The sequence below is a fragment of the Colwellia sp. BRX10-1 genome (assembly GCF_014077545.1).
In the GTDB taxonomy this organism is placed as follows: domain Bacteria; phylum Pseudomonadota; class Gammaproteobacteria; order Enterobacterales; family Alteromonadaceae; genus Colwellia_A.
Genome location: NZ_JACGWC010000037.1, coordinates 1 through 12,395, shown reverse-complemented (window position 1 = coordinate 12,395; position 12,395 = coordinate 1). Strand labels below are relative to the sequence as shown.

The following is a 12,395-nucleotide window of genomic DNA, read 5'->3' as shown; positions in this document are numbered from 1 at the left end:
GTACTAACAAAAGGCGTTATTGTTGCTTTTGCTTTTCGGTTTTAAAAACTTCATTACGACGTGCTTGACCATCACGTTGGATACTTTGCATATATAAATTACGTGTAAACTCATAAGGGTTTTCAACATCAGTTAATACCTGTGGATACTTAGCTAAAATAGGCGTTTGTGCTTGAATACCATCAACCAATAATAATTGTTGAGCTGCCCTCTTATCATTAATAAAATTAAGAGGATGTGCTAGGTAGTTGAACGATAATGATGCCGTATCACGTAAGACTGAAGGCCCAAGTAAAGGTAAAACAAGATAAACACCATGTCCGACGCCATAAGAAGCAAGAGTTTCTCCGAAAGTTGTTTTATCACGTTCCAGTTCCATCATGCTGTTGGCTGGGTCAAATAAACCAAACAAACCTATGGTACTATTTACCAACACTCGAGCAAGACTGTTACCCGATTTAGAAAGCTCTCCTTGAAATAAATGATTTAACGCGTAAAGCGGTTCACGTAAATTGTAAAAAAAGTTTCGAATACTTTGATCAACAGGCAAAGGAACAACTTTTTGATAACCTACTGCGAAGGGGCTAAGTACGTAGCGATATACTTTATCATTAAATTTAAAAATGGGCTCATTGATAAATCTTAATGAATCTTCTGGCTCTTCATAGCTGATTACGCTTGGGATATTTTCTTCAGCCGCTATTTCATAGGGGCCTTTTAAGGAGGATTCACTTATTATAGCTTTTTCAACAACGGCCTCATCGTTTAAAGATGAGCACCCTACTACCTGTGTCAAAAATAATAAGAATAAAGTACTTTGTGCTAGGTTTTTAATAAACCTCGATAAATTAAATTTTTTAGTATTATTGATACTTGTCATTCTAAATCCCTGGAATTTGAACAAACTATGGATAACTCATAGTGTTAAATATGACATACCTCTAATGACTTGTGGTTGTTTATTTTAAGATAAATCGTTTATTTAACACATCACTAATCACTTGCTTTTTTGTACCTTAGTCCAAGGTTCTGTACAAAAAAGCAATAATGTTGTTTGCTTGCGCTAACAATTGACTAATCCTTTTGTTATTAATTGTTCTTTTGTAATGGATTAAATTAAGAAGCGTAACGTTTTCATATTTTACTGGCGTTGCTATATATGGGTAAATATTTGATAAAAATTTTCTCCACTTATAGCATTCCTTAAAGAGACAAAAGATGAATATTGTCTCTTTCATAAAATAGTGCCTAAAAAACACTTAATCTAGATAGGAGAGCTAAATTATTAAGCCATTAAAACTTTAATACCCATAAATTTAACTGAGATTAATATCAACGTCTTCAACTGGAGAAATATAGCCTTGATAACCCTCTGCTTTTAATGAATTAAAATCTGCTAATTGCGCTTGGTCTTCAATTCCGGTAATAATAACCGAGATATTCAGTCCTTTCGCCACATTGACTAGCGCACGGCAAAGTTCTTTATTGTGATTTAACTTCTCATAATAACCGAAAGATAAGTCTAATTTTATATAATTAGGTAAGAGTTTTTGTAAATATTCTAAAGAGCCAATTTGACGACCACACTGGTCAATACCTATTTTAGCACCCGCTGCTCTTACAATTTCTGCTAGCTGATAACATTGCTCAAACGAGGTTATGGCTGCTGATTCGGGTATTTCAAAAGAAATACGTTCGGCATAGGCGGATTGCTTAAGGTATTGCGCTAACCAATGAATAAATTGTGGATCTTTTAAACTATCATGCGTTAAATTAATCGCGATGCCCTCATCTGCAAGGGCCAAAATATTCTGCTGTTCGATTGACTGCAATAAACATCTGTCTAGCTGAGCACCTAACGATAACAACTCTATAAATGGCATAAACTCAGATGCGGTGACAATTTGTTTGTCTATGTATAAACGACAATATATTTCGCGCTGAATAACTTGTTGAGTCGTCATAGCTAAAATTGGCTGCCATTGAAAACTAAAATGGTTGTTATTAATAGAATCAACCAATTTACTGCGCCATTGTTCACGGCTATATTTTTGTGGTTGATCCGCATCTATCCAATGACTTATTTTATGCTCGCGTTGTGCTTGTTGTAGTGCATTATCAGATTGAGATAACAAGTCAGCCGAATTCATGTTATCAATGCGTTGACTAACACCTAAGGCAAAACGAGTATTAGGTGTGCAACCTGCTTTTGCTATCTCTTGATTAATGATCCTAATTAATGACTGCAAGTAGACTTTTATGACGCTTTTTTCTGCTTTAGTGATCAAAAATGCAAATTCGGTGTTGGCAATTCGTGCAATAATACATTCGCTGATTTCTGGCAACTCGGCTTGCATTCGTTTTGACACAACCTTAATAATTTCATCTCGGCCTTGATAGCCATACTTACTATGAACATCTTCAAGCCAATCAAACTTAGCTAAAATAAGTCCGCCAAATCCAGGCTCATTTAACCAATTATTGATTTGTGCAGACAAATATTGTCGATTAGGCAATTGAGAAACCTGATCGATAAATTTATCTTCTTTTAATTCATTAACCTCTTCATCCAAGGTCGAAAATATTTGTTTTAACTGTCCTGACATCGAATTAATCGCGCCAACGACATCTTGTAACTCTATAGTTTTCGGTAACTCAAGGTCTTGACCAAACTTACGTTGTGAAATGTTTTTCGCGTGTATAGCTACATTATGTAATGGTTTTAAAATTCGATTCAATTTGAACCTTAAAACAATAATAGAAAGAATAAAAAGCAAAGATAAAATCATCAAAGTGTCATTCATCACCCGCCATAACTCTTGATAACCTAACGCGGGGTGACCTTCAATTTCAATTGTTGCTAGTTGCAACCAACCTGAGGTAATTAAACTTTCTTTTTTTTGTATGGCAAATAAATCTAGATTTATAAACCATTGTGGAACCCCTTCAATAACAATTGGATTTTCCCAAATTTGCTCTTTGCCATCAACCAGCCATTTAAGCGTCACCTTGCGATAGAAGCCGCCTTCAAAAATGACATTAACCAAGGTTTCTGCTGTGGCTACATCTCCAGTTTCAATATGAGGCCTCAACATTAAACCTAACGAAGTTATAGTGTTGTTTAAATCAGAATCCATCTGCTGATTCATAAAGTCGCGGGTTTGTGTAAATTGAAAATAAACTAAACTGGTCATAACTAGTAAAAAAAGTGCGAACAGTAATGAGTTTATTTCTCTAAATAGGGTCATGGTCTTAAAACTCCATTTTAATTTTGGGTTGTTTAAGTTTTGAAGTAGTTATACGCTGTCTTAAGTCTCGCCAAAGTTTAAGCTTTGATGATTTTCCACTAAGAATTCCTTGCCCCTTTGCTTTGTTCAACCATAATTGACTGGCATTAAAACTATATATAGGGATCAGATCGTTGCGCTGATTTGCGGGTTTTATAACACCGTCTAGATTATCTAAAATTAATGGTACGGCACTAGGCGTTTCGTAGTAAGCGAGTACCATATGGTATTGATTAAGATTGACGGCTTTTACCATAGTGATCCTCATTTTTTCATCCGCAATACCCATTTCTAATAAGGTAAAATATTTAGCAATTGAATAGTCTTCGCAATCGCCACCATTAACACCGATAAATTCGATAGGTGTCGCCCAATAATTGCTCACCCCCCAAAGTTTACTATCATCAATAAACCTAAACATATTAAAGAATTGATTAACTTCTTGTAATGTTTCTAAGGGTGAATGTTGAACTTTTGGTTGCATTAATTTAAACCAGGCTTTGCCTCTTTTACCTGCTCTTTCTCCATAACTTTTTTCTAATGATGAGACAATTTCTTTTTCATTAAGGGGCTGTGTAGATTGAGCAAATATAGCCGCTAAACATATTGTGGTGATGAGAAGCATTTGGATGGGCTTGATGACCATCCATTTAAAAAAAGAACTTCTTCTAATGCTACTCATTAATAATTAATTAGCTTGGTTCACTGTATAAATGGTCCATTTGAGATCATCAATTTTTTCTATATGAGATATCTCGGCCATTATACGACGATTTTCAGCATGCGCTTGTTCAGTATCTGCTAAGTTTTCTAAGCGTTCAAAGCCATAACCAATTGAAGAGATACGCTCTTCATTAATTTTAAAATCATTGATTAGTACCAAAGCAACCGCTTTAGCGCGATTATTTGACAGCACTTGATTTAATTTTGCCACGCCAACTTTACTGCTATGCCCTTCAATCACTACATTGATTTGCGGATTCATTTTAAGAAGTTCTGCTAACTTACTAATGTCTTCATTTGCTTGGTCTGACAGTTGATAAGAATTGTTAACAAATTTAACATCAATTTTAAAAGGCATTATTTTAGACGTTTGAGTACCACAACCATAATTGTCAATCGCAGCACCAATAGAAGTCCCATCACATTTTTCACGCGCTTTTACTACACCATCACTGTCATAATCAGTTAAATCATAAAGCTGCTGTACCGAGTCTTCTAATGTAACTACAGGAGTATCAGCACAAGCACTAATAAATAATACTGCAAAAGCGACCACTAAATATTTTGCCGTAACTTCTATTGGCTTAATTGATAACTTATTCATTGTAAGCTCCTTGTTCGTATTCGTGTTCACCTTTCCATTTTGATGATCTTGTTACTCTCAATGAATCAAGTAGCAGGCCTGTTGCATTTAACAAACGATACTGAGCGCTTAATTCATTAAAGTCTGCATCAAGGTAATCCTTACGAGCTTGAAACAATTCATTTTCGGTATCAAGCAGATCGAGAAGATTTCGCTGCCCAATATCGAACTGCTGTTTGTAGGCTGCCTGTGTATCTTTAGATGTAATAACATGTTGCTTTAGATATGTTTTTTGTAAAGCTAACATTTCAAAAGCATTCCACGAAAGACCAAAACTTTCAGTAACTTGACGGTGAGCGTTATAATTAATTTCCTGCGCTTCTGAAATTTTATAGGCTGCACTTCGTTCGGTAGCAATGTCTTTTCCACCCGAGTAAAAGTTGTAGCGTAAGCGCAGCATTGCTGTTGCATCATTTCGATGACCACCTACGTCAGCGCCAAATCGATTAATACCACTTTCACCACCAATATCATTGTCAGAATTTACACCGAGCTCTAAAGATAAGGTTGGGTAATACCTAGCGTTTATTGAGCTTTTAAATGAACGAGCCGCATTAATATCTTGCTGAGCAGCTTTAATTACCGGATGACGTTTTATTGCTAGAGTTAACCCCGTTGCTTTATTTTTAGGTAACATATCAGCATCAGGTACTGGTAGCACAAGGTTACTCGGTTGTGTATTCGTTAAACGAATAAATTGTGACCTAGCGTCAAGGTTATTATTACGCGCCGAAATCATGTTAGCTTGCGCGCGGGCTAGCCGCCCTGTAACTTGAGACAAGTCGGCAATATTACCCAGTCCTGAATCAGTACGTTCTTTTATTTGATCATAAATGACTTGGTGTGAGGCAATGTTTATTGCTGATAATTTAACAAGCTCATCTGTTTTTATAAAATTTAAATAGGCTTTAGCCACTTGTAAAGCAAGATCTTCTGCATTGGCAATTAATGTCCATTGCTCAGCGCTCGCTTCGAATTTAGTTCTATCTATTTCATTACTCGTGTACATGCCATCAAAAAGAATTTGTTTAATACTAACACCAAATTCACCACGGGCTAATTCAGTTTCACCGTCATCGCCGATGGTAGCATTTCGTCTATTTCCGGGAGTATCTGTATATTCATAACCATAACCAGCAGTTAAATCAATAGTTGGAAAATAGCCTGCTGAGGCACGATTAACATCTTCTTCTTTAGATTTAAATCGTGCAAATGTCTGACGAATATCAGGATGTGTATCAAGTGCGTTTGCAACGGCTGCCTCTAAACTTTGGGCATAGCTATTAGCGGAATATAATCCCGATAAGCCTAAACACCAAACCATAGTTACTTTATTTAATTTAAACATAATGTTATTTATAAATACTCCATATTCTTATTATTATTAATTGCTAGTAGACAAGCCTTACCGTTCCCTTAGTGCAGCCTCATTCGCCCGTAATATGGGGTTTAAAATATATTCTAAAATTGTTCGTTTACCCGTAATAACATCAACATCTGTTAGCATACCTGGAATAATTGGCATTTCTTTGCCATTTTTATTCTTAATGCTTGAAGCATCTGTACGTACTCTAATAAGATAAAAACTGTTTCCCTCTTCATCCTGTGTTGTATCGGCACTTATGTGCTCTACTTTACCCGTTAACCCGCCATATCTTGTAAAGTCATAGGCAGTGATCTTAACAACAGCTGGCAATCCAGGATAAATAAACGCAATATCTCTGGGCTTAATTTTTGCTTCAACCATCAATTTATCTTCGGTGGGCACAATTTCAGCTATGGTTTCACCCGGCTTAACTACTCCACCTAAGGTATTAATGTGTATGGTTTTAATAGTACCAATAACCGGCGATAAAATTAATGCTTTCGTTACTTTATCTTGAGCACCAACCTGTGATTCATTAATTCGAGATAGTTTATTCTCTAATTCATTAAGCTCTGATCTCGCTTCTGTTCTATAAGCAAGTGCTGTTTCTCGACGATTTAAAATTGACTCTTGTATGGCAGACTTTAATTTTGGTGCTAACAAACGAACCGCACTTAATTCACCTTTAAGCTCATTCACGCTACGTTCTAACTTATAGAGTTCGATTTTTGAAACAATGTTTTTTTCTGCAAGCGGTCGTGTTAAGTCGAGTTCTTTACTGGCTATCTCATAACTTATTTTTAAGGTATTAATTTTCGAAACTAATTCAGCAACTTCTTGTTCCCTTTGTTGTATCTGCTGGGCTTGAATTGCTAATTGATTGATTAAATTGTCTATTCTTCCAGAATACTCTTCTTGTTGTCTTTCAACCATAAACTTAGCGTTTTGTTGTAAATCGTCTGGGTAAACGGGTACTTTTATATTTATTTCTATTTGTCGTTGCCAACTTTCGCTAACACCAATCAATATACTTGAAAGCTCGGCTCTAAGGCGAATGACATTCGCTCTTAGGCTACTCACCTCCTGTTTTTGTTCTGCAAAGTCAGATCTAAAGCGAGTATCATCAATACTTGCAATCGGTTGCCCTTTAATTACTTGCATACCTTCTTGAACAAAGAGTTTTTGTAATACACCACCATCTAAACTTTGTATAATTTGTACTTGAGTTGATGGTATTACCTTGCCCATTCCTGAAGTAACTTGTTGAAGTTCAGAAAAATATGACCAAATAAGAAAACAAAAAAGTAATGCGGCCATTGCCCATATAGTTAACCGATGTAAACTTGGCACTTCCGTTAGCATTGCACCATATACATCGTCAGCCATTTCTAGGTCTTGTTGGCTAACCTTCATAAGTTCGCCTCTTGATTTAAATTTTCGCCTTTGAGTTGCGCTAATACTTTATCTTTTGGACCGTCAATAATCAATTTACCTTTATCTAAAACAAGAATGCGGTCAACCAATTTTAATAAATCCATTTTATGGGTAATTAATAACATAGTGCGATCTTTTGCCGTTGCATTGATTGCTTCAATAAACTTCTTTTCAGCACGAGCATCAAGACTAGCGGTTGGCTCATCTAACAGTAATATTTGAGGTGAATTTAATATCGCTCTGGCTAAAACAATTGACTGTCTCTGGCCACGTGATAATGCACTACCACTTTCCCCCACTTGTTGGTCAAGGCCTTGACTATTATGATCGGTAAAAGCACTGACACCAGATAATTGAACCGCTCTAATAAGTTGATACTCAGTAACTTGACGAGTACCAAAGAGGATATTGTCGCGGATGGTACCATGAAATAAGACAATATCTTGTGGTAAATAGCCAATGTTTTTTCGTAAGTCACTAGGGTGAATTTGCCGGTGATTTAAACCATCAAATTGAATGCTACCCTTGCTTGGCTGATAAAGACCTAATAGTAATTTAGCTAGCGTTGTTTTACCCGAACCATTATGGCCAACAATGGCGATTCTTTCTCCTTGATTAATTTTTACTGACATTGGCTGCAAAGAGTCACTTTCTGCATTAGGGTACTTAAAACTGATATTTTCAGCATTTATATTGCCGCTGAGTTTTGTTCGACTAACCAAATGAGCTTTGTCTTCAAATTCGCCTTCTTGCTCCATTAAAGTATCAAGTTGTTTCAAAGCACTTAAGGTTTGATTAGAGCGCGTCATTAGGCCAGCAAGCTTAGCAATAGGAGATATAGCACGACCGGTTAACATAACAGCCGCTATAATTCCCCCCATCGAGATTAAGTTTTCTGATACCCGATAGACACCTAACACTACAACGGCGACTACTGATATTTGTACAATAAAACTCGCAAAATTTAAGACCGAATTAGTGATCATTTTAGATTTAAGTAACCAGGTCGAGGTATGACCAACCATTTGCTGCCAAGCTCTTTGCACAACACCTTCTGCGCCATTAGCTTTAATAGATTCTAAAGCGCTTAAACACTCAATCAGATGTCCATGGCGTAAACCCGAAAACTTATTACTTTCTTCTATCGCTTTACGCAGTTTAGATTGATTTAATAATGTGTAGCCAATGATAAGTATTGAGGCAATAATTGGAAACATCACTAAGTCTCCTGCAACAAGCCAAATACAAAACATAAAAAGCACAGCAAAAGGTAAGTCAACTAAGGCACTTATTGTCGCAGAAGACAAAAACTCTCTAACACTGTCAAATTCACTCAGCTGCTTTGCCATTCCACCGACACTTGGGGAGCGTTTTTCAAGCGGTATACCAATCACTTTAGCAAATAATTTTGAAGAAACTTCAATATCAATTTTCTTGCCTGCAACATCAATTAGATAACCACGAAGTTGTTTTAAAATAAAATCAAAAATATAAGCGACACCGGCACCAATGGCGAGTACCCAAAGCGATTCAAAAGCGAGATTAGGTATGACTTTGTCATAAATATTCATCACAAAAAGTGGTGATACCAGAGCAAAAACATTGATCATTACTGACGCAATAATTACATCTCGATATATCGATGAAGTATTCTTAATTTTCTGCCATAACCAATGTTCTTTTGAACTATTAAGATGAACATCGAAATTTCTATCACCGCGATATTGCTGCTTTATTAAAAATAAATAGCCAACAAAACTCGATTCTAATTCCTCAATAGTTAACTGTTCTTCACCGCCAGTTTCAGGTAAAGAAACTGTTGCTATATTTTTTTCAATATCGAGTTCTTGTAATACTAAGGCTTTTTTATCTTTTAGCATCAAAATACAAGGTAACAACATTGAGGGTAATTCATTTAAGCCTTTACGCACTAATTTTGCACTCAACCCTGCGCGAGATGCTGCTTGAGGTAATAGCTCTGGTGTAAGATTAGCACCAGTAAGTGGTAAACCAGCCGCGAGCGCTTCAGGAGAACACGGGTTACCATAATGCTCTGTTATAAGCACTAAACTGTCTAACAGAGGGTCTGAACTTAACTTTTGTGAAGCGTTAATTGTCCATTGAGTTGACTGTTGCACTGTTGATTGCACCTAGTATGTTATCCCTTAAAAAAGCCAATAAGCTAATGATGTTGGAAAGTACATCTCATCATTAGCTCATTGTACTTGTTATGTTTTGCTACTTAATTTACTCGACTTAATCATATCTGGTCTGAAGTGTCGAGTTCAATGGGCAATGGCACAATTTCTGATGACGCATCACTGTTCAATGTTACACCTTTATTTAAGAAATTATTGGTGATTATTGTTTCAGTATTTGAAAGCGCGTCGACCTGATCAATATTTTCTAAGGTCAAGTTTTCGTCTGCATAGATAACTGTAACTTCACTTTCTTGATCTGTATTTAAGTCACTTTGCGAAAATTCATCAAACATAAAAGTTTCACTCTGGCTTTGCACCAAAAGATCACTTAAATCATAATCAGTTGCAAGATTTGAACCTTGATTGCCTAGACTTTGGCTGGTAGCAGATTCACTAAAAGACAAGTCGATAAGTTCGCCATTAGATAAAGCAGAGCTCTCATCATTAGTATCGTTGGCGTTGTTAGCATTTGCACTTTCAAAATAAATGGTTAGAGTCGCATTATCTGTTTCAGGATTGGCGGTATCACCATCTTGGATGGTGTAAACGAATTCAATCGATGTAGGAATAGTATTAACATCAGTCCCTGAAGCTAAAATGAAGTTATACTTCCCTGTATCATACATAGTAAAAATACCAAATCCCGTATCTATAATGTAAGAAGTATTGTTAGTATCAAAAATGTATACTTGGCCTTCAAATTCAAATTGAATTAAGGTTACGGTTCCATCAACTGAGGTATCCTGATTATCTCCAGAACTACCTTTACTTATGACATTTCCTCGGATACCTTCGATCCTTGATTTCCCATCCTTTTCGCGGTATATAATGTAATTATTGTCATCGACAGCAACTGGAGCAGAGTCATTAACAGTAATAATTACATTGGCTGTATCGCTATCAATACCATCAGTTAAAGTGTATTCAAAACTTGGTGGAGTAGCGTCTAAAACATAGCCTTCACTATTTTGATAAGTAAAGTCACCACTAGCATTAATACTTAAAATACCCCCTTCGACATTAATAGTAGCAAAGCCATCTGTTCCAAAGCTTAGTTCGACGCCATTAATATGAGTTATCACTAATGTTGAACCGTCACCACCATCAGTATCGATAACACCATCACCATCGTGATGAAGTATAATATTGCCTGAAACGCTTTCCCCTTCATCTATATTAAAGCTATCATCTTCTGCAACGGGTGGATCGTTTACTGGTGTTACTGCGATTGTCACAGTACCGGTATCAACATCCGTACCATCACTTAAAGTATAATTAAAGCTTGGTGGTGCACCTACTAGATCGTTACCATTGTGGGTGAAAGTGAAACTGCCATCAGCCTTGATTAAGATAAAACCATCTTTGATACCTACACGGGCTTCACCCGTTAATGGATCAAAGACTAAATCAACGCCATTGACTTGAGTCAAGCTCAGACTAGCACCATCGCCACCATCGTTATCCATCACGCCATCGCCGTCATCATGGCTGATCACATTGCCACTGACGATTTCGCCTTCGTTAACACTAAAATTATCATCAGCCGCAACTGGTGGATCGTTCACCGGCGTGACCGCAATCGTTAAGGTCGACACATCGGTATCACCAGCACCATCAGTAACGGTGTAGCTGATCACTGGCACGGTACCGTTGAAATTGTCATTGGGTGTAAAAGTGTAGCTACCGTCTGCATTTAAGGTGAGCTCACCTTCCGTAAGAATAACGGTATCACCTGCATTATACGTATTACCGTTAACCATAAAGCTGGTGACAGTTAATGGTCCATCTGCTGTTTCTGCATTATCTAACACATTGCCTGTTGCTGTTGTGTCTTCAGCTGTTGTAACAGATTCATTGTCATCAGTAAGATCTGATAAAGGTGTTACTGAAATTGTTAAAGTAGAAATTTCTGTATCACCAGCACCATCAGTAACGGTGTAGCTGATCACAGGCACAGCACCATTGAAATTGTCATTTGGTGTGAAGGTATAGCTACCGTCTGCATTTAAGATGAGTTCACCTTCAGTAAGGGTAACCGTATCACCTGCATTGTATGTATTCCCACCAACCGTAAAGCTCGTTACCGTGAGTGGACCATCGGCTGTTTCAGCATTATCTAACACATTGCCTGTGGCGGTTGTATCTTCTGCGACAGAAACGGTTTCACTATCATCACTTAAATCTGAAACTGGAGTTACTGAAATTGTTAGCGTAGAACTTTCGGTATCACCAGCACCATCTGTAACGGTATAAGTAATAACGGGTACAGCACCGTTGAAATTGTCATTGGGTGTAAAAGTGTAACTACCGTCTGCATTTAAAGTGAGTTCACCTTCCGCAAGAGTAACCGTGTCACCTGCATTGTACGTATTCCCACCAACAGTAAAGCTGGTGACGGTCATTGGACCGTCTGCTGTTTCAGCATTATCTAACACATTGCCCGTGGCAATTGTATCTTCAGCTATCGTAACCGTTTCACTATCATCACTTAAATCTGACACTGGAGTTACTGAAATTGTTAGGGTAGAACTCTGTGTATCACCAGCACCATCGGTAACTGTATATGTAATAACAGGAACAGCACCATTGAAGTTATCATTCGGAGTAAAAGTATAGCTACCATCGGTATTTAAAGTTAACTCACCTTCAGTGAGAATAACGGTATCACCTGAATTATACGTATTCCCACCAACAGTAAAACTCGTTACTGTTAACGGTCCATCTGCTGTTTCTGCATTATC

8 protein-coding genes are annotated in these 12,395 nt (G+C 37.1%); all 8 read right to left on the bottom strand.

The annotated features are described in order from the left end of the window. Window positions 1-16: 16 nt before the first annotated feature. On the bottom strand, window positions 17-880 hold the full coding sequence (locus tag H4J75_RS18440; protein WP_182222908.1) for a VacJ family lipoprotein: 864 nt from the start codon (window positions 878-880) through the stop codon (window positions 17-19). 436 nt (window positions 881-1,316) lie between these two features. Beyond that, complete coding sequence (locus H4J75_RS18435) at window positions 1,317-3,248, bottom strand: EAL domain-containing protein (RefSeq protein ID WP_182222907.1); 1,932 nt, start codon at window positions 3,246-3,248, stop codon at window positions 1,317-1,319. A gap of 4 nt (window positions 3,249-3,252) precedes the next feature. After that, a complete protein-coding gene (locus H4J75_RS18430) occupies window positions 3,253-3,912 on the bottom strand; it encodes a transglutaminase-like cysteine peptidase (protein WP_259366455.1) in 660 nt (219 codons plus the stop codon). A 63-nt stretch (window positions 3,913-3,975) separates the two neighbouring features. Then, complete coding sequence (locus tag H4J75_RS18425; RefSeq protein ID WP_182222906.1) at window positions 3,976-4,614, bottom strand: OmpA family protein; 639 nt, start codon at window positions 4,612-4,614, stop codon at window positions 3,976-3,978. Next, window positions 4,607-6,001: a TolC family outer membrane protein gene (locus H4J75_RS18420; RefSeq protein ID WP_182222905.1), complete on the bottom strand. Its 1,395-nt coding sequence runs from the start codon at window positions 5,999-6,001 to the stop codon at window positions 4,607-4,609. The genes H4J75_RS18425 and H4J75_RS18420 overlap by 8 nt, the downstream gene beginning before the upstream one ends. A gap of 57 nt (window positions 6,002-6,058) precedes the next feature. Continuing rightward, window positions 6,059-7,432: an HlyD family type I secretion periplasmic adaptor subunit gene (locus H4J75_RS18415; RefSeq protein WP_182222904.1), complete on the bottom strand. Its 1,374-nt coding sequence runs from the start codon at window positions 7,430-7,432 to the stop codon at window positions 6,059-6,061. Next, window positions 7,429-9,603: a type I secretion system permease/ATPase gene (locus tag H4J75_RS18410; RefSeq protein ID WP_182218377.1), complete on the bottom strand. Its 2,175-nt coding sequence runs from the start codon at window positions 9,601-9,603 to the stop codon at window positions 7,429-7,431. The genes H4J75_RS18415 and H4J75_RS18410 overlap by 4 nt, the downstream gene beginning before the upstream one ends. A 110-nt stretch (window positions 9,604-9,713) precedes the next feature. Next, a partial coding sequence (locus tag H4J75_RS18405) for a tandem-95 repeat protein (RefSeq protein ID WP_182222903.1) occupies window positions 9,714-12,395 on the bottom strand: 2,682 nt, incomplete at its 5' end.

Coding starts and splice junctions, on each gene's coding strand:
- H4J75_RS18435 (WP_182222907.1), bottom strand. CDS start 3,248: ATGACCCTATTTAGAGAAATAAACTCATTACTGTTCGCACTTTTTTTA.
- H4J75_RS18440 (WP_182222908.1), bottom strand. CDS start 880: ATGACAAGTATCAATAATACTAAAAAATTTAATTTATCGAGGTTTATT.
- H4J75_RS18425 (WP_182222906.1), bottom strand. CDS start 4,614: ATGAATAAGTTATCAATTAAGCCAATAGAAGTTACGGCAAAATATTTA.
- H4J75_RS18420 (WP_182222905.1), bottom strand. CDS start 6,001: ATGTTTAAATTAAATAAAGTAACTATGGTTTGGTGTTTAGGCTTATCG.
- H4J75_RS18415 (WP_182222904.1), bottom strand. CDS start 7,432: ATGAAGGTTAGCCAACAAGACCTAGAAATGGCTGACGATGTATATGGT.
- H4J75_RS18430 (WP_259366455.1), bottom strand. CDS start 3,912: ATGCTTCTCATCACCACAATATGTTTAGCGGCTATATTTGCTCAATCT.